Genomic DNA, 19,283 nt, shown 5'->3' with positions numbered 1-19,283 from the left:
CGCGCGATGAGTTCTGAGCAGCACGACAACGAGGCCGCGGCGCAGGAGGAGACGCCGACGTCGGCTCCGGGCGCGGGCGACGAGACCGCCGGGGCGACGGCTCCGGAGACGGATGACTCGACCGACGACGTCGCTGGCAAGCCCGTGAAGAAGAAGCGGTTCGGGAAGGCGACGAAGGCCGAGACGGCGCCGCGCGACGGTGCCGATCGACACTGGGCGTCGTCGCTGGCACTGGCCTCCGGCAGCGTTGCGCTCGTCGGCGCCGTCGCCTGCCTCGGCTACTTCGGGTACACCGGGATCTCGGCGTACATCGATGCGGCCAACAAGACCTCGCAGTTGCGCGATGAGTCGGTCGACGCCGCCGAACAAGCGATCCTCAACGCCATCAACGTCGACGCGAACGACATCGACGGCTGGGACAAGCGACTGCAGTCGACTCTCACCGGTGAGGCACTGAAGCAGACGCAAGACGGCGCCTTGGACGATCTGCGGAACCGGGTCGACAGCACGCAACCCGGGCAGAACTCGCAGATCGTCGGCACCGTCAGGCGCGCCGCGGCGACCGAGGTGAATGTCGACGAGAATCGAGCGACCGTCCTGGTGTTCTCCACCGCCACCGCGCAGGGGCCCGACGGCAAGGCCGTGGAGACGCTACCGATGGAGTTCCTGGTGACCGTCGTTGAGGCGGACGGACTCCGCAAGGCCAGCAACATAGTCCCGCTCACCGTGGTGCCGTACGTCGCCGAAGATCAGGAAGGCGGACGATGAGCGACGAACCTCGCAAGATCATCGAGACCAAGCTCGATCTGACTCCGCCGGCGCCGAAGCTCGACGCCGCCGAGGCCACCGAGAAGATTCGCGCCGCCCGCGGCCAGACGCCCCGCAGCCGTCCCCGGGAGGAGAGCGTCGACCTGAGCGGCGTGCGCGCGGCCGTCGTGGACAAGAAGGCCGGCGACGCCCATGCCTCGGACGACGACTCGGCCGCGCCGCCGGTCGAGTTCGGCGGCGGCCGTCGGGATGCGAAGGCCACCGTGTCGTTGGCCGTCACGCTCTGGCTGGTGGCCGCGATCGTCGGTGGCATCGCCGCGATCTTCGCCTGGCATCCGGGCGCGTCGGGCACCCAGAACGAGGCATTCGCCAACGCCGGCGCGACGAGCGAAGTGAAGGCGCAGCTGGAGGCCAAGGTCTGCCTGCCGTTCCAGTACGAGTGGAACAAGCTGCCCGAGTCGGTGGAGCGTGTCCGAGGGGCGTTCACCGGCTCCGCTCGCAAGGCGTTCGACGACCTGATGGAGACCAACCGCCAGATCATCGAGCAGGCTCGTGCGGACTCGGAATGCCGCGTCGACTCCATCGCGGTGTCGTCGCTGACCGACGATAGGGCCGAGCTGCTCTCGATCCTGGTGATCACGACCAGTATCGGTGGCGAGCCGGTGGAGCAGGTGGCGCCGCGCATGCAGGTCACGATGGTCAAGGACGACGGGCAGTGGCTGATCTCGGACGTGGCCGACGTGTGATCGGGTGATGGATCGACGTCGAACCGCGCGTTCTGCTTGACGATCGGCCGTCGGCAGTACAGTCTGTTCCCAGCGAGGGTGCGACGGTCGCAGTACTGCCGGAGCCCCGCTCATCGCCCCGGGGCGCTCTGCCCCTTGACAGGGTTGGCAAACCCTGCCCATTTTCTGATACAGTAGGACGTTGCGCTGCCCGCGCCCTGTCCACTGATCGGATCTTCCACACGAGCACGTCTGTGCCCGGCCTGGAAAACCGCTGGTCAGCGTAGGTAAGCGGACCACGCAAGCGGCCCCAAGGCCAAAGGCTAGACGCCACATAGTGAACACCTCGTGTTGGAAGGACGCATCTTGGCACTCGACCGCCAGTCCACCTCAACCACCTCGACCGGCAGCATCCCTGGAGCTCCCCGCCGTGTCTCTTTCGCCAAGATCGACGAGCCGCTGGAAGTTCCGGGTCTCCTGGATCTGCAGCTGGATTCGTTCCAGTGGCTGATCGGGACGCCGGAGTGGCATGCCACGGCGATCGCTCGAGGTGAGGACAATCCGGTCGGCGGACTCGAGGAAGTCCTCCGCGAGCTCTCGCCCATCGAGGACTTCTCGTCTTCGATGTCTCTCTCGTTCTCGGAACCGCACTTCGACGAGGTCAAGGCCTCGATCGACGAGTGCAAAGACAAGGACATGACCTACTCGGCGCCGCTGTTCGTCACCGCCGAGTTCATCAACAACAACACCGGTGAGATCAAGTCTCAGACGGTCTTCATGGGCGAGTTCCCGATGATGACCGACAAGGGCAGCTTCATCATCAACGGCACCGAGCGTGTCGTGGTGAGCCAGCTGGTCCGTAGCCCGGGCGTGTACTTCGACAAGGACATCGACAAGGCCACCGAGAAGACCCTGCACGCGGTCAAGGTGATCCCGAGCCGCGGTGCCTGGCTCGAGTTCGATATCGACAAGCGCGACACCGTCGGCGTCCGCATCGACCGCAAGCGCCGCCAGCCGGTCACCGTGCTGCTGCAGGCCTTGGGCGTCTCCCGCGAGGAGATCGCCGAGCGCTTCGGCTTCTCCGAGATCATGATGTCGACCCTGGAGAAGGATCACACCAACAACCAGGACGAGGCGCTGCTCGAGGTCTACCGCAAGCTGCGTCCGGGCGAGCCGCCCACCAAGGAGTCCGCCGAGAGCCTCCTGGAGAACATGTTCTTCAAGGAGAAGCGCTACGACCTGGCGCGCGTCGGCCGCTACAAGATCAACAAGAAGCTCGGTCTCACCGACAACCCGATGAACGGCGAGTCGGTCCTGACCCGCGAGGACATCGTCACCACCGTCGAGTACCTGGTGCGTCTGCACGAGGCCGATCCGAACGCGGCCACCGTGCCGCTGATGACCGGTCCCGGCGGCGTCGAGGTGCCCGTCGAGGTCGACGACATCGACCACTTCGGCAACCGTCGTCTGCGCACCGTGGGCGAGCTCATCCAGAACCAGATCCGCCTGGGTCTGTCCCGGATGGAGCGCGTCGTCCGCGAGCGGATGACCACGCAGGACGCCGAGGCGATCACCCCGCAGACCCTGATCAACATCCGTCCCGTGGTGGCCGCGATCAAGGAGTTCTTCGGCACCAGCCAGCTGTCGCAGTTCATGGACCAGAACAACCCGCTGTCGGGTCTGACCCACAAGCGCCGCCTGTCGGCGCTGGGCCCGGGCGGTCTGAGCCGTGAGCGCGCCGGCCTCGAGGTGCGCGACGTGCACCCGTCGCACTACGGCCGCATGTGCCCCATCGAGACCCCGGAAGGCCCGAACATCGGCCTGATCGGTTCGCTCTCGGTGTACGCGCGGGTCAACCCGTTCGGCTTCATCGAGACGCCGTACCGCAAGGTCGTCGACGGTGTGGTCACCGAAGAGATCAAGTACATGACCGCCGACGAGGAGGATCGCTTCCTCATCGGTCAGGCCAACACCTCCTACGACGCGCAGGGCAACATCACCGACGACCGCGTCCTGGTCCGTATCAAGGGCGCCGAGGTGGAGTTCGTTCCGGCCTCGCAGGTCGAGTACCTCGACGTCTCGCCGCGCCAGATGGTGTCGGTCGCGACCGCGATGATTCCGTTCCTCGAGCACGACGACGCCAACCGTGCGCTCATGGGCGCCAACATGCAGCGTCAGGCCGTGCCGCTGGTCCGCAGCGAGTCCCCGCTGGTCGGTACCGGCATGGAGCTGCGCGCCGCGGTCGACGCCGGCGACGTGATCGTCAACTCGGACACCGGTGTGGTCGAGGAGGTCTCCGCGGACTTCATCACCGTGATGGCCGACGACGGCACCCGCCAGAGCTACCGCCTGCGCAAGTTCGAGCGCAGCAACCACGGCACGTGTGCCAACCAGGTGCCGATCGTCGACGAGGGTCAGCGGGTCGAGTCCGGCCAGGTCCTGGCCGACGGTCCGTGCACCGACCAGGGTGAGATGGCGCTGGGCAAGAACCTGCTCGTCGCGATCATGCCGTGGGAAGGCCACAACTACGAGGACGCGATCATCCTGAGCCAGCGGCTCGTGGAGGAGGACACCCTCACCTCGATTCACATCGAGGAGTACGAGATCGACGCTCGTGACACCAAGCTGGGCGCCGAGGAGATCACCCGGGACATCCCGAACGTCTCCGACGAGGTCCTCGCCGATCTCGACGAGCGCGGCATCGTGCGCATCGGCGCCGAGGTCCGCGACGGCGACGTGCTGGTCGGCAAGGTCACCCCGAAGGGCGAGACCGAGCTGACCCCGGAGGAGCGTCTGCTCCGTGCGATCTTCGGTGAGAAGGCGCGCGAAGTGCGCGACACCTCGCTGAAGGTGCCTCACGGCGAGACCGGCAAGGTCATCGGCGTCCGCGTCTTCAGCCGCGACGACGACGACGATCTGGCCCCGGGCGTCAACGAGCTGGTGCGCGTCTACGTCGCGCAGAAGCGCAAGATCCAGGACGGCGACAAGCTGGCCGGTCGCCACGGCAACAAGGGCGTCATCGGCAAGATCCTCCCGCAGGAGGACATGCCGTTCCTGCCCGACGGCACCCCGGTCGACATCATCCTGAACACCCACGGTGTGCCGCGTCGTATGAACATCGGCCAGATCCTCGAAACCCACCTCGGTTGGGTCGCGAAGGCCGGCTGGAACATCGACGTCGCCGCGGGCGTGCCCGACTGGGCCGAGCGTCTGCCCGAAGAGCTGTACTCGGTGGAGCCCGACACCAACACCGCCACGCCGGTGTTCGACGGTGCCCGCGACGACGAGCTCGCCGGTCTGCTCGGCTCCACTCGCCCCAACCGTGACGGTGACGTCATGGTGAACAGCGACGGCAAGGCCATCCTGTTCGACGGGCGCTCGGGCGAGCCGTTCCCGTACCCGGTGTCGGTCGGCTACATGTACATCATCAAGCTGCACCACCTGGTCGACGACAAGATCCACGCGCGTTCGACCGGTCCGTACTCGATGATCACGCAGCAGCCGCTCGGTGGTAAGGCGCAGTTCGGTGGACAGCGTTTCGGCGAGATGGAGTGCTGGGCCATGCAGGCCTACGGCGCCGCCTACACGCTGCAGGAGCTGTTGACCATCAAGTCCGACGACGTGGTGGGTCGCGTGAAGGTCTACGAGGCCATCGTCAAGGGCGAGAACATTCCGGAGCCCGGCATTCCGGAGTCGTTCAAGGTGCTCCTGAAGGAACTCCAGTCGCTCTGCCTGAACGTGGAGGTGCTGTCGTCCGACGGCGCCGCCATCGAGATGGCCGACACCGACGACGAGGACCTCGAGCGCGCCGCGGCGAACCTGGGCATCAACCTCTCGCGCAACGAAAGCGCGACGGTCGACGACCTCGCCAACTAGCCCGACCAGCCATCTCCACGATTGAAGAGTCACTGAAAGGCAACTAGTGCTCGACGTCAACTTTTTCGACGAACTGAAGATCGGCCTTGCGACGGCCGATGACATTCACAACTGGTCCTACGGCGAGGTCAAGAAGCCGGAGACCATCAACTACCGCACGCTCAAGCCCGAGAAGGACGGCCTGTTCTGCGAGAAGATCTTCGGACCGACTCGCGACTGGGAGTGCTACTGCGGCAAGTACAAGCGCGTGCGCTTCAAGGGCATCATCTGTGAACGCTGCGGCGTCGAGGTGACCAAGGCCAAGGTGCGCCGCGAGCGCATGGGCCACATCGAGCTGGCCGCCCCGGTCACGCACATCTGGTACTTCAAGGGTGTGCCGAGCCGACTGGGCTACCTGCTCGACCTGGCGCCGAAGGATCTGGAAAAGATCATCTACTTCGCCGCCTGGGTCATCACCTCGGTCGACGACGAGCTGCGCCACGCCGAGCTCTCCACCCGTGAGGCGGAGATCGTCGTGGAGCGCAAGGCGATCATGGACGACCTGGAGTCGGACCTGGCCGCTCGCCAGTCCAAGCTCGAAGCCGATCTGGCCGAGTTGGAGGCCGAGGGCGCCAAGGCCGACGTTAAGCGCAAGATCCGCGACGCCGCCGAGCGCGAGCTCAAGAAGATGCGCGATGCGGCCGGCCGCGAGGTCGACTGGCTCGACGAGATCTGGGACAAGTTCGTCAAGCTCACCCCGGGTGAGCTGATCATCGACGAGCGCCTGTACCGCGAGCTCGAGGACCGCTTCGGCGAGTACTTCGCCGGCGCCATGGGTGCCGAGGCGATCAAGAAGCTCCTGGAGAACTTCGACATCGACGCCGAGGCCGAGCTGCTGCGCGAGACCATCCGCACCGGCAAGGGCCAGAAGAAGCTGCGCGCGCTCAAGCGCCTCAAGGTCGTCGCCGCGTTCCAGCAGTCCGGCAACTCGCCCAAGGCGATGGTGCTCGACGCTGTGCCGGTGATCCCGCCGGAGCTGCGTCCGATGGTTCAGCTCGACGGTGGCCGTTTCGCCACGTCGGACCTGAACGATCTGTACCGCCGCGTCATCAACCGCAACAACCGCCTCAAGCGACTGATCGATCTGGGTGCGCCCGAGATCATCGTCAACAACGAGAAGCGGATGCTGCAGGAGTCGGTCGACGCCCTGTTCGACAACGGTCGTCGTGGACGTCCGGTCAACGGTCCGGGCAACCGGCCGCTGAAGTCGCTGAGCGATCTGCTCAAGGGCAAGCAGGGTCGTTTCCGTCAGAACCTGCTGGGCAAGCGTGTGGACTACTCGGGCCGTTCGGTCATCGTGGTGGGCCCGCAGCTGCAGCTGCACCAGTGCGGCCTGCCGAAGCTGATGGCGCTCGAGCTGTTCAAGCCGTTCGTGATGAAGCGTCTGGTCGACCTGAACCAGGCGCAGAACATCAAGTCGGCCAAGCGCATGGTGGAGCGTCAGCGTCCGCAGGTGTGGGACGTCCTCGAAGAGGTCATCGCCGAGCACCCGGTGCTGCTGAACCGTGCACCGACGCTGCACCGCTTGGGCATCCAGGCGTTCGAGCCGCAGCTGGTCGAAGGCAAGGCCATTCAGCTCCACCCGCTGGTGTGTGAGGCCTTCAACGCCGACTTCGACGGTGACCAGATGGCCGTGCACCTCCCGCTGAGTGCGGAGGCGCAGGCCGAGGCTCGCATCCTGATGCTGTCGAGCAACAACATCCTGTCGCCGGCCTCGGGTCGTCCGCTGGCCATGCCGCGTCTGGACATGGTGACCGGTCTGTACTACCTGACCACCGAGAAGGACGACGCCGCCGGTGCCTACACCGCGGCGACCTCCGACGACGTGGAGCGCGGCGTCTACTCGAGCCCGGCCGAGGCCATCATGGCCGTCGACCGCGGCACGCTGAGCGTGCAGGCCCCGATCAAGGTGCGCCTGACCGATCTGCGTCCGCCGGCCGACATCGAGGCCGCCGAGTTCGACGGCAAGTGGCGCAAGGGTCAGGCCTGGGAGCAGGAGACGACCCTGGGTCGCGTGCTCTTCAACGAGCTGCTGCCGCCGGACTACCCGTTCGTCAACGAGCAGATGCCGAAGAAGCGTCAGGCCGTGATCATCAACGATCTGGCCGAGCGCTACCCGATGATCGTCGTCGCGCAGACCGTCGACAAGCTCAAGGACGTGGGCTTCTACTGGGCCACCCGTTCGGGTGTCACGGTGGCCATGTCCGACGTGCTGGTGCCGCCGGCCAAGAAGGAGATCCTCGACCGCTACGAGGCGCAGGCCGATCAGCTGGAGCGCAAGTACCAGCACGGTGGTCTGACCAAGGACGAGCGTCGCGACGCTCTGGTCGAGCTCTGGAAGGAAGCCACCGAAGAAGTCGGTAAGGCGCTGGAGGAGTACTACCCGGACGACAACCCGATCACGATGATCCCGAAGTCGGGTGCGACGGGCAATATGACCCAGGTCCGCAACCTGTCGGGCATGAAGGGTCTGGTGACGAACCCGAAGGGTGAGTTCATCCCGCGTCCGATCAAGTCCTCGTTCCGTGAGGGCCTGACCGTCGCCGAGTACTTCATCAACACGCACGGTGCTCGTAAGGGTCTGGCCGATACCGCTCTGCGTACCGCCGACTCGGGTTACCTGACCCGTCGTCTGGTGGACGTCAGCCAGGACGTCATCGTGCGCGAGACGGACTGTGGTGTGGACCGCGGCATCGTCGTGCCGATCGCGGCATGGCACGAGAACCCGGCCACCGGTACCCGCGATCTGGTCCGCGACCAGCACGTGGAGACCTCCGCTTACGCGCGGACCCTGGCTGCGGACGCGGTCGATGCCGACGGCAACGTCGTCGTCGAGCGTGGCCACGACCTGGGTGACCCGGCCATCGAGAAGCTGCTGGCGGCGGGCATCACCGACGTCAAGGTCCGTTCGGTCCTGACCTGTGGCACCGGCACCGGCGTCTGCGCCATGTGCTACGGCCGCAGCATGGCCACCGGCAAGCTGGTCGACATCGGCGAGGCCGTGGGCATCATCGCCGCACAGTCGATCGGTGAGCCCGGCACGCAGCTGACCATGCGTACCTTCCACCAGGGTGGCGTCGGCGACGACATCACCGGTGGTCTGCCCCGCGTCACCGAGCTCTTCGAAGCTCGCGTGCCCAAGGGCAAGGCGCCCATCGCCGAGGTGTCCGGTCGTATCCGTCTCGAGGACGGCGAGCGCTTCTACAAGATCACGATCATCCCCGATGACGGATCCGAGGAGCAGGTCTACGACAAGCTGTCCAAGCGTCAGCGTCTGGCACCCGTGGTGCAGGCCGACGGCAGCGAGCGTCCGCTGGCCGACGGCGACCACGTCAACGTCGGTGAGCAGCTCATGGTCGGCCCCGCCGATCCGCACGAGGTGCTCCGCGTGATGGGCCCGCGTCAGGTGCAGATCCACCTGGTCAACGAGGTGCAGGAGGTCTACCGCCGTCAGGGTGTGTCGATCCACGACAAGCACATCGAGACCATCGTGCGTCAGATGCTCCGTCGCGTGACCATCATCGACTCCGGTGCCACCGAGTTCCTGCCCGGTTCGCTCACCGAGCGCGCCGAGTTCGAGGCGGCCAACCGTCAGGTGGTCACCGAGGGCGGCGAGCCGGCTTCGGGTCGTCCGGTGCTCATGGGTATCACCAAGGCCTCGCTGGCCACCGAGTCGTGGCTGTCGGCGGCGTCGTTCCAGGAGACCACGCGTGTCCTGACCGACGCGGCGATCAACAGCCGTAGCGACAAGCTGGTGGGCCTCAAGGAGAACGTGATCATCGGTAAGCTGATCCCGGCCGGTACGGGTATCAACCGTTACCGGAACATCCAGGTGGCGCCGACCGAGGAAGCTCGCGCGGCTGCCTACGCTCTGCCGTCGTACGACGACACCTACTACAGCCCGGACGGCGCCTTCGGCACCTCCTCCGGCGCTGCGGTGCCGCTCGACGACTTCGACTACGGCGACTACCGCCGCTGAGTCTGAGCTCGAGCGAAGCCCCCACTCCCTCGCGGAGTGGGGGCTTCGTCGTTCCCGCCCTGGCCGCACCCGCGCCCCTGAAGGCGGCACTCGGCACCGAAGGCGGCAGTCGCCACCGAAGGCGACAGCCGGGGCGGCCGCCTCTGGTGGCGACTGCCGCCTTTGTGGTCGACTGCCGCGACACGCCCGACGACGCGGCCGGGGAACCGCGGCCGGGGTGCGGAGCGTCGAAAGAGTATGTGGCTTCCCGACGAGCACGGGCTTCTGCGCCGGCACGACGTCCTCGACTCCGGCGTGACCCAGCGCGAGCTGGAGGCGGCGATCACGTCCGGCGAACTGGTCCTGGTGAGCCGCGGGGTGTACCTGCAGGAATCTCGGATCAGCGAGTCGTCGCGCTATCGCGGCGACGTCCTCTACCGGGCGAAGTGCCTGGCCGTGGGATCGGCGAAACAGGGGGCGCGGCCGGCACTGCTCAGCCACGATTCGGCGGCCGTCATCCATGGGCTCCCGGTGCTGTTGCCCACGCGCACGCGTGTGCACCGCTTCGCGGAGCGGCCGCACGGCGGTAATGCGAAGGAGCGCAAGACCGTCTTCCATACCGGGACCGTGCCCGACGAGGACATCGTCGAGGTCGACGGGGTGCGGGTCACCGGGCTCGCGCGGACCGTCGTCGATCTGGCCGTGACCGGTCCGTTCCACCGGGCCCTCGCCGCGTTCGACGCCGGGCTGGCGCGCGGACTGGACCGCGACGAGTTGGCCGAGCGACTCGGGGTGCGGCGCAAAGGCGTGGGGACGGCGCGCTTCGCGCTCCGACACGCGAGTCCGTTGGCCGACAATCCCGGAGAGTCGTGGTGTCGTGCCCAGGTCATCGAGGCCGGGCTTCCGATTCCGGCGTTACAGGTGCGCTACGACCTGCGGGACGGGAGCATCGCCTACGTCGATCTCGACTTCGACGGCCAGGTGGTGGTGGAGTTCGACGGCCTGACCAAGTATCGGCAGGCGACGATCGGCTCGAAGCGAAGCCCGGAGGAGGTGGTCATCGAGGAGAAGCTGCGCGAGGACAAGCTCCGCGAGCTGGGGCTCGACATGGTGCGGACCGTCTGGCAGGAACTGCGCGACGCCGCCTTCATCCCGGTGCTCACCGACCACCTGGGCAGGCGCGGCCTCTGCTGACGGCCCCCACACAAAGGCGGCAGGCCCACACAAAGGCGGCAGGCCCACACAAAGGCGGCAGGCCCACGCAAAGGCGTCAGCCGACCCCGGAGGCGGCGGCCCCGGGTGCCGCCTCCGGGGCGCACTGACGCCTTTGGGGGGAGGTGTCGCCTTGAGGTGTGGTCAAGCGCCGATGGCGCGGGCGATCATCGGCCAGGACAGCCGCATGTCGGCGGAGAACAGGCCCCAGCTGTGGCTGCCGTCGGGGCGGGCGTTGAAGCGGTGGGGGATACCGAGCGAGCGCAGCTTGTTCGACATGTTGGCGGTGCAGCTGCGGGCGATGGCTTCGAGGACGTTGCCGCCGAACAGGCCGCCGATCGGCCAGGGCGGCACCGGCGGCACCGGCGCCGCGGGCGTCGACGGCGTGACCGGTGGTGCGGGCACCGCGCCCGGCTCCAATGGGTCCGACGGCGGGAACGGTACCGCGGGCGGCCGTGGCGGCCAGGGCGGCAACGGCGGCTTCCTGTTCAGTGTCGGCGGCAACGGTGGCGCGGGTGGTCAGGGCGGCCGCGGCGGTGACGGTGGAGCGGGTGCGCCCGGCGCGGTGCCCGGCGGCATGGGCGGTACCGGCGGTGCGGGCGGTGAAGGCGGCGCCTCGGGTGCCGGCGGCAACGGCGGCAAGGGCAGCCTGCTGGGCCGTTCCGGTTCTGCGGGATCGGGTTCGGTGGCGGGTGTCGGCGGCAACGGTGGGGTCGGCGGTGTCGGCGGCACGGGTCGGGCCGGCGACGGCACCGTGGTGGACGGTGGCACGGGCGGTGTCGGTGGCACCGGCGGTGCGGCCGGCCTCGGCGGCCTGAATCTGGACGAAAGCCGCGCGGCGAACGGCCATGCCGGTGACGGCGGCGTCGGTGGTACCGGCGGCGCCGGGTACAGCGGCGGCATCGGTGTCACCGCAGGCAACGGCGGTACGGGCGGTGTCGGCGGCGCGGGCGGCGTCGGGATCGGCGACGACCGCGGCGGTAACGGTGGTCAAGGCGGCATCGGCGGTGCGGGCGGCGACGGTACCGGCCAGGTTGTGCTCGCGAACGGCTCCGTTCCGCAGTCCGGCGGCACCGGCGGTACGGGCGGCAGCGGCGGCCTGGGTACCAATGGCGGCGCGAACGGCAACGGTGGTTCCGGCGGCACCGGTGGCACCGGTTACGCGTACAGCGCGACGGCCGGCACCGGCGGCGTCGGCGGCGCCGGCAGCCAGGGCACCACAGCTGCACCCGGACTCGGCGGCGGCGGTGGCGGCGGTGGTGGCGGCGCGATCGTGCACGCGGTCACCGGCGGGCAGGCCTCCGGCACGGCGATCGGCGGCGACGGCGGTCGCGGCGGCGATGCGACCGCGGCGTTGACCGGCGGTCAGGGCGGTACCGGTGGTAGCGCGAGCGTCTATGCCGAGGGGGCCGGCAGCTCTGCCGGTGGCACCGCGGTCGGTGGACGGGGCGGCGACGCACTCGGCGCGGGTACCGGCGGCGACGGCGGCGTCGGGGATATCCTCGGACTGGGTGCCGGTTCGGCGGCATCGGGGACGGCGACCGGCGGTGCCGGTGGCAGCGGCACCGGCGCCGGCAGCATCGGCGGCGCGGGTGGCGACGCCTGGGTGCAGGCCAGTGCCGGGAACACGGCCGATGGCAATGCCGTCGGCGGCGACGGTGGGGCGGCGTCGAACGGGGGTGACGGCGGCGACGGCGGCTACGGCCTGGTGCTGGCGGTCGGCAGCGGCGGATCGTCGTCGGGCACCGCGACCGGCGGTAACGGCGGCGCGGCGAGTGCTGCCGGCGCGACCGGCGGCGACGGCGGTACCGCACAGGTCACCGGCATGAACGGCGTCACGACGAACGGCACGGCGACCGGCGGCGACGGCGGCGCGGGCCTCGGCGGTGACGGCGGAGACGGCAAGCAGGGCTGGGTCGGCGTCTACGACTACACCGGAACTTTCGGATCGACGGTGAACGGCGCGGTCGCCCACGGCGGCGACGGTGGTGACGGCGGCCTGAACGCCGCCGACGGAACTAGGGGCGGCAACGGCGGCGAGGGCGGTCAGGCTCTGGTCCTGGCCGACTTCGGTGGTACCGCGACAGGTACGTCGACCGGCGGCGAGGGTGGTGTCGGCGGCAACGCTGTCAACGGCAGTGCAGGCGGCAACGCCGGCAGCGCCTCGATGCACGCCAAGGAAGCAGGCAGCCAGGTGTCGGGCACCGCGACCGGCGGTGCCGGTGGTGCCGCGATCGGTACCGGTACGGGCGGCAGCGGCGGACAGGGCTACGTGGTGGCCACCGGCGGCGGCAACGCGCAGGCGACCGGTACCGGTGCGGTCGGTGGTGCCGGCGGCACCGGGAACCCGGGCAGTGTCGGCGGCAACGGCGCCATGGGTTCCGTGGAGGCTCTGAACGGCGGGACCGCGACCTCGACCGGCTCCGGTGCGGTCGGCGGTGCCGGCGGCAGCGGGTCCGCAGGTGGTGTCGGCGGCAACGGCGGCAAGGGCCTGGTGCTCGGCGGCGGTGCGGGCACCCTGTCGTCCGGTGCGGCGACGGGCGGTGTCGGCGGCGCCGCCACCGGCTCGGGCAGTGTGGGCGGCAACGGCGGTGCCGGTGAGGTGTTCGGTCGGGTGCCCGGGACCCAGGTCTCGGGGACGGCGACCGGTGGTGCCGGTGGCGCGGCCGTCGACGCAGGCAAGGGCGGCCATGGCGGCGCGGGTTCCGTGCGGGCCGAGAACACCGGGACCGCGACCGCGACCGGCGTCGGTGCGGTCGGCGGTGCCGGCGGCAGCGGGACCGCGGGCGGTGTCGGCGGTAACGGCGGCGCGGGCACGATTCAGGCCATCGGTGCGACCGTGCAGTCGACCGGTGCGGCGGGTGGTGTCGGCGGCGCCGCCACCGGCGCGGGCAGCGTGGCCGGCCACGGCGGTGCCGGCGAGGTGATGGGTCGGGGCATCGAGAGCAAGGTCTCGGGTACGGCGACCGGTGGTGCCGGCGGCGCGGCCCTCGACGCCGGTAAGGGCGGCAACGGCGGCAAGGGTTCCGTGCTGGCGGAGTCCAGCGGGACCGCGACCACGACCGGCGCCGGTGCGGTCGGCGGTGCCGGCGGTCGCGGCACCGCGGGCGGCGTCGGCGGTGCCGGAGCCCTCGGGCAGATCTACGCCAGCGGGAACGTCGCACAGTCGTCCGGTGCGGCGACCGGCGGTGCCGGCGGTAACGCCGACGGCGCAGGCAGCAAGGGCGGCGGAGGTGGCAACGCCTGGGTCCAGTCGAGCAACGGTGCCGGATTGGCCACGGGCGCCGCATCCGGCGGTACCGGTGGTGCGGCGTCCAACGGCGGCGTCGGCGGCAACGGTGCGTTCGGCATCGTGCTCGCGGACGGGGTCGGCGGGGCGTCGTCGGGCAGTGCGTCCGGCGGCAACGGCGGTGCCGCCAGCGCAGCCGGTGCTACCGGCGGCAACGGCGGTACGGCACAGGTCACTGGCCTGCGCGGCGTCACGACCAACGGCACGGCGACCGGCGGCGACGGCGGCGCGGGCCTCGGTGGCAACGGTGGGCACGGCCAGCAGGGCTGGGTCGGCGTCTACGACTACACCGGAACTTTCGGTTCGACGGTGACCGACGCGGTCGCCCACGGCGGCGACGGTGGCAACGGTGGCTTGAACGCTGCCGACGGAACTCGGGGCGGTAACGGCGGCGCCGGCGGACAGGCTCTGGTCATGGCCGACTTCGGAGGTACCGCCACCGGAACTGCGACCGGCGAAGACGGCAGTGCCGGCGGCGACGCTGTCGCAGGCAGCCCCGGTGGCACGGGCGGCAACGGCGGCAGCGCCTCCATGCACGCCCAGGGGCCGGGCAGCCAGGTGTCGGGCACGGCGACCGGCGGTGCTGCCGGTGCGGCCAACGGCACCGGCTCGGGCGGCAGCGGCGGTCTGGGTTACGTCGTGGCTACGGGCGGCGGGATCGCGCAGGCGACCGGCATTGGTGCGGTCGGCGGCGCCGGCGGCAGCGGCACCGCGGGAGGCCTGGGCGGCAACGGCGGCGACGGTACGGTGCGAGCCGGCAACAGCGGTGTCACGGTGACCGGCACCAGTCTCGGTGGCGCCGGTGGCGCCGCGATCGGCGCCGGAACCACCGGCGGCCGGGGCGGCAATGCCACGACCACGGTGTCCGGCAGTTCGACCGGTGGTGCCGGCGGCAGCGCCGGGACGTCCGGCGTGGGAGCACAAGCGGTGACGGCGGTCGGCGGGGCCGGCGGTCACGGACTCAACGGCGCCGGTGGCGCCGGCGGTGCGGCGACTTCAGTGGCCGACGGCGCGGGCAGCTCTGCGGCGGGGACGGCTACCGGCGGTGCCGGTGGTGACGGTCGCAACGGCGGCATCGGCGGTGCCGGCGGCGGAGCGGAGATCACCGCCAGCGGCGCGGACAGCAGTGCCGACGGCTCCGCGACCGGAGGGCTGGGCGGTTCGGCGGTCGGCGCGGGAAGCGTCGGTGGTGGTGGCGGCGGCCGGATTCTCGCCGCCGGCGATGGGTCGAGCGCCGCGGGCACGGGACTAGGCGGCTACGGCGGATTCGCTCAGAACGGCGGCCAGGGCGGAAGCGGTGCCAACGGCACCCTCTACGCGAGGACCCAAGACAGTGAAGTCACCGGCGAGGGCAACGGCGGAAGCGGTGGAAACGCCGACGGCGCCGGTAGCCGCGGCGGCAACGGCGCCAACGGAACCATCCAGGTCGGCTACGCGGAGAAGGTGGGTCAGCCGCTCGGCGGTATCGGGGGAGCGGCGCACGGGACGGCGATCGGCGGCAATGGCGGCTCTGCCACCGCAGGCAGTGTCGGCGGCGTGGGTGGACAAGGAAACCTCATCGTCGGTGCGTATCTCCCGGACCCGGTGACGCCGGAGAACCCGACCCCGGGCGGCACCCAGACGACGGGTGGCATCGCGACCGGTACGGGGTTGGGCGGCGACGGCGGAACGGGAGTGAACGGCGGTACCGGCGGGGCCGGCGGCATGGGTCAGATCTATGCGGGCGGCTCGAACACCGGGGCCGACGGTCGAGGCACCGGTGGCGACGGGGGCATCGGCGATGGTGCCACCGGCGGCGCGGGTGGCATCGGCGCGGTCTGGACCGATCCCACGCTGACCTCCGGTTCGATCACCAGTAGTGCTGCGATGGGTGGCGCCGGAGGCGCGGGTGTTTCCGGTGTCAACGGCAAGAACGGCGGCGAAGGTCGCGTTCGGATCCGGAAGGATCAGACCGTCGTCGCGGGCGGTCAGGTCCACAACAGTGTCGCGACCGGGAGTAGCGCCGCCGGGAACATCGCTGGCTTGCACGGGTACGTCGATTCCTACGGCGGCACGATCAGCAACAGTAATGCTGCGGCCGGAGTGAGCAGTGCCAGCGCGGTCGGGGGCGGCGCTACGATCCGCGCCAACAACGGTGCCACCGTGGCGGATAGCCAAGCCGCCGGCGGAAACGCCGGTCAAGGCAGTGACGATGGAAAGGGCGGGCGCGGCGGAAGTGCCGCCATCACCGTCACGGGAGCGGGAGCGCAAGCGACCACTGTCAAGGCGACGGGCGGCGCGGGCGGTAACGGCGACGACACGGGTATCGGCGGCGCCGGCGGCGCCGCGTCGATCAGCGTGAGATCGGCCCAGACCTCCGGCAACACCGCGACCGCGGGTGCAGGCGGAGATCGGAGCGGCCCGGGCACGGGTACCACCGGCGCGGCCTCGACGGTGAACGTGACCTGACCCGGTTCCGTCCAACGACGCAGGGGCGTGGCTGTCTTCGGACAGTCGCGCCCTTGCGGTATCTGGGGGAAGCTCGGGGCGTGGTCCGCCAGAATTCTCCCGTTCACCGACACCGGCGGGGTCACCGTGGTCAATATGTCCACGGTGACCCCGCCGGTGGCAGCGAACTTTCGAGAACTCTTACGCGCGGGGGATCTGCAGCGAGGTCAAGCGAGCCGCTGGGTCCACATCGAGGCCAAGGCGGTCCCACGGCACTCCGATCGACAGGACCGCGTACGCCGAGGTGGGGAAGCGGTCGATGTCGGCGTCGCCGTCCAGGGTCAGCGCAGTGCCCGGCAGTCCGGGGAAGTGGCCCACCACCAGCAGGACGGCTGCGTCTGCCGGCGCGTACGTGCGGATCGCTTCGAGGATGTCCTCGGGTGAGTTCTCGTAGATGTCCGCGGTGAACTGCGTCGGAGCGTCGATCCCGGTCCGCTCCAGGGTCTGCCGGGTGCGCTCGGCGGTGGAACAGATCACCGCATCGACCTGCAGGCCGTCGCGCTCCATCCATTCGCCGGCCAAGGCCGCTTCGCGACGGCCGCGGTCGGCGAGGGGACGGTCGTGGTCGGGCACGCCGGCCGGATAGCCGGATTTGCCGTGCCGCAGCAGAATCAGGGTGCGTGCACCAGCGGTCATGCCGACTCGGCCGCGCGGACGGCCGCGGTACGCTCCGCGCGCATCTCGTTGAGGACCCGCGCGGTGTCCCGCCAGGCGGCGGCTTCCTGCATGTAGTACTCGCGGGTCTCCGGAGTCGTATCGGTCAGCGCTTCCTCAGCGAGCTCGCGCAACTCCAGGTACTCGTCGTAGCACTGCGTCAGCAGCGCGTTGAGGCCCTCGCCGGCGCAGGCACGAGTGATCGCGTTCATCGACAGAGTGGTGAGGCTTTCCAGCTGCGTCCGGTAGTCCATGATTCCCACGGTAGAGCCTGCCGCCGACAAATCGGGGGAGGCACGTCAGTGCGACGGACCGGGTGCGGTCTCCGCGCCGGCGCTCTGGGCGTGCAGGGCGCGGACCTCGTCGACCAGTTCCGGCGCGGGGCCGGCCACCTCCACACCGGGCGCCACCGCGTTGATGGGCAACGGGGCGACCGGTGGCTCCGGAAGGTCCCACTCGCGACGCCATTGGAGCAGTTGAATGCTGCCGACCGCGTACACGATGCGGCCCAGTCCGACCCATGCGTGCGCGGCCGAGCACATCGGGCAGTGTTCCCCGGACGTGTAGACCACCGCGGCGCCGCGCTGTTCGGGCGTCAGATTCTCGGCGGCCCAGCGTGCGATCGCGAACTCGGGATGGCGGGTGTGGTCGCCGCCGGAGACGTGATTGCGGTCCTCGAAGAGGATGTCGTCGCCCAGACGCAAGAGTGAGCCGAAGGGCTCGTCGCCGACCTCGACGGCGTGCCGGGCCAGAGTCACGCACCTGCGCAGGAACGGAAGGTCGTCGGGCACGGGGTTGCGGAGGATCACACCTGCAACGTAGCGCCTGGGACGTGCGTCGGGGAGCGGAGCGCGGATCCGACCGATAATCTGAAACCACGATGCACACTTGGGTTCCGGCGCTCTTCGCCGTCTTGTCGGCCGCGTTGATCGCGACCGGAACGGTGCTGCGTCAGCGCGCCTCCTCACGGAACGGTGCGATCACCGCGGGCTGGTGGATCGGTGCGATCATCGCCATCGTCGGCTTCGCGTTCCAAGCGTGGGCGCTGGGGCTGGGCTCGATTCTGCTGGTGCAGCCGCTGGTGGTGCTGGCGGTGCTCTTCGCGTTGCCGCTGGAAGCGCGGATCGACAAACGCCGTCCCTCGCGGGCGGACTGGATCTGGGGCGCGGTGCTGGTCGGTTCCGTCGTCGCGTTCCTGGTGATCGCGCGCCCGGTGTCCAGCGAACGGCGGGCGGCGCCGGTCCTGTTCGCGGCCACCGTGACCGTCGTGGTCATCGCGCTGCTGGTGCTGGTGGTGCTGGCCGAGCGGTGCCGCAACGCGCACTACCGCTCGCTGCTCTACGGCATCGCGGCCGGCGCACTGTTCGGTGTGGCGGCGCTGCTCATCAAATCGGTGGCCATGCACTTCATGGAGGATCCGGTGACCTTCATGGCCCACCCGGACATCTACCTGTTGGCGATCGTGCTGGCCTTGGCCGTGGTCGCGCAGCAGCGCTCGTTCGGTTGCGGCGACATCCAGACGTCGTTCCCCGCGATGAACGTGGTGGAGCCCGCGGTGTCGATGGGCCTCGCGGTGGTCCTGCTCGGCGAGAACCTGCGCGTGGGCGTGGGTACGTCGATCCTGTTGTTGCTGATCCTGCTGGTGGCCGCCGTCGCCGTCGTCAAACTGGCGCAGCACTCGGCCATTCGGGGAGAAGCACAACCGCGCGACGATGCAGATCGTCGCGCGGTCGAGGAGGTCGTCGCCCTGGGTCAGTCGTCGGCGATGACCGACTTGAGGCCCTGAGCCCACTCGGCGGCCGCGACGGTCGGCTTGATCGTCGACGACGCGTCGTGCCGGAAGTGCTCGCCGACCTGCGCGGCGCCGCGCTTGGTCAGCATCTCGGCCATGATCTCGCCGCCGCGATTGAAGGTGTCGTCGTAGACGCTGTCGCCCATGCCGAACACGGCGAAGTGCATGCCGCTCAGGTCGGGGTCGACGTCGTCGAGCTCGTCGGCGAAGGGCAGCGCGCCCGACGGCAGTTCGCCCTCGCCATAGGTGGAGCAGATCACCACGAGGAAGTCGTCGGCGTTCAGATCTTCCGCGGCGAACTCGGCCATGTCGTAGATCGACGGGTCGAAGTCGGCGGCCAACACGTCGGCGATGGCGTCGGCGACCAGTTCCGCGGTACCGGTCTCGGTGCCGTAAAGAATGACAGTGGCCATGTTCGGACCTTCTCCTACATCGGGAAACAACCCGTCGACGGTAGCGTAGGCGGCCGCAGATAGTCGAATC

General features: G+C 69.6%; 12 protein-coding genes. 7 read left to right on the top strand and 5 right to left on the bottom strand.

The annotated features are described in order from the left end of the window. Positions 1 to 6: 6 nt before the first annotated feature. The 5 genes from ABD989_RS05620 (at position 7) to ABD989_RS05600 (ending at position 10,560) form a co-directional block, all read left to right on the top strand. Positions 7 to 768, top strand: a complete 762-nt coding sequence (locus ABD989_RS05620; protein WP_246992173.1) for a hypothetical protein — start codon at positions 7 to 9, stop codon at positions 766 to 768. Then, entirely contained in the window at positions 765 to 1,514 is a 750-nt protein-coding gene (locus ABD989_RS05615) for a hypothetical protein (RefSeq protein WP_345312741.1), read from the top strand. The genes ABD989_RS05620 and ABD989_RS05615 overlap by 4 nt, the downstream gene beginning before the upstream one ends. 345 nt (positions 1,515 to 1,859) lie before the next feature. Continuing rightward, positions 1,860 to 5,369 carry a DNA-directed RNA polymerase subunit beta gene (gene rpoB, locus ABD989_RS05610; RefSeq protein WP_345312740.1) on the top strand — a complete coding sequence of 1,170 codons (3,510 nt, stop codon included), beginning with the start codon at positions 1,860 to 1,862 and terminating at the stop codon, positions 5,367 to 5,369. 46 nt (positions 5,370 to 5,415) lie between these two features. After that, positions 5,416 to 9,387: a DNA-directed RNA polymerase subunit beta' gene (locus tag ABD989_RS05605; RefSeq protein WP_345312739.1), complete on the top strand. Its 3,972-nt coding sequence runs from the start codon at positions 5,416 to 5,418 to the stop codon at positions 9,385 to 9,387. 237 nt (positions 9,388 to 9,624) lie between these two features. Next, the gene (locus tag ABD989_RS05600) at positions 9,625 to 10,560 is read left to right on the top strand and encodes a hypothetical protein (protein ID WP_345312738.1); all 936 of its coding nucleotides are present in this window, start codon (positions 9,625 to 9,627) and stop codon (positions 10,558 to 10,560) included. A 162-nt stretch (positions 10,561 to 10,722) separates the two neighbouring features. Here the strand turns inward: ABD989_RS05600 and ABD989_RS05595 are convergent, their stop codons facing one another. Further along, on the bottom strand, positions 10,723 to 10,983 hold the full coding sequence (locus ABD989_RS05595; protein WP_345312737.1) for a hypothetical protein: 261 nt from the start codon (positions 10,981 to 10,983) through the stop codon (positions 10,723 to 10,725). On the opposite strand from ABD989_RS05595, the gene ABD989_RS05590 reads away from it, so the two are divergent. Continuing rightward, the gene (locus tag ABD989_RS05590; RefSeq protein WP_345312736.1) at positions 10,964 to 16,315 is read left to right on the top strand and encodes a PE family protein; all 5,352 of its coding nucleotides are present in this window, start codon (positions 10,964 to 10,966) and stop codon (positions 16,313 to 16,315) included. The two genes, ABD989_RS05595 and ABD989_RS05590, sit on opposite strands and share 20 nt — an antisense overlap. 180 nt (positions 16,316 to 16,495) lie before the next feature. Here the strand turns inward: ABD989_RS05590 and ABD989_RS05585 are convergent, their stop codons facing one another. Genes ABD989_RS05585 through ABD989_RS05575 form a run of 3 tightly spaced genes read right to left on the bottom strand, consistent with a single transcriptional unit; the run spans position 16,496 to position 17,817 of the window. Continuing rightward, positions 16,496 to 16,990 (bottom strand): SixA phosphatase family protein, encoded by a 495-nt coding sequence (locus ABD989_RS05585; RefSeq protein WP_345312735.1) that lies wholly within the window; start codon positions 16,988 to 16,990, stop codon positions 16,496 to 16,498. Continuing rightward, complete coding sequence (locus tag ABD989_RS05580; RefSeq protein ID WP_246992153.1) at positions 16,987 to 17,262, bottom strand: hypothetical protein; 276 nt, start codon at positions 17,260 to 17,262, stop codon at positions 16,987 to 16,989. Before ABD989_RS05580 ends, ABD989_RS05585 begins: the two co-directional genes overlap by 4 nt. A 45-nt stretch (positions 17,263 to 17,307) precedes the next feature. Further along, positions 17,308 to 17,817, bottom strand: a complete 510-nt coding sequence (locus ABD989_RS05575; RefSeq protein ID WP_345312734.1) for a nucleoside deaminase — start codon at positions 17,815 to 17,817, stop codon at positions 17,308 to 17,310. Between the two features lie 71 nt (positions 17,818 to 17,888). On the opposite strand from ABD989_RS05575, the gene ABD989_RS05570 reads away from it, so the two are divergent. Further along, positions 17,889 to 18,794 carry a DMT family transporter gene (locus tag ABD989_RS05570; protein ID WP_345312733.1) on the top strand — a complete coding sequence of 302 codons (906 nt, stop codon included), beginning with the start codon at positions 17,889 to 17,891 and terminating at the stop codon, positions 18,792 to 18,794. Here ABD989_RS05570 and ABD989_RS05565 read toward each other — a convergent pair. Beyond that, positions 18,761 to 19,213, bottom strand: a complete 453-nt coding sequence (locus ABD989_RS05565; protein ID WP_345312732.1) for a flavodoxin domain-containing protein — start codon at positions 19,211 to 19,213, stop codon at positions 18,761 to 18,763. The genes ABD989_RS05570 and ABD989_RS05565 overlap by 34 nt on opposite strands. Positions 19,214 to 19,283: the final 70 nt, after the last annotated feature.

Source organism: Gordonia alkaliphila (genome assembly GCF_039542465.1).
GTDB classification, from domain to species: domain Bacteria; phylum Actinomycetota; class Actinomycetes; order Mycobacteriales; family Mycobacteriaceae; genus Gordonia; species Gordonia alkaliphila.
This window is presented reverse-complemented; position numbering and strand designations above follow the sequence as displayed.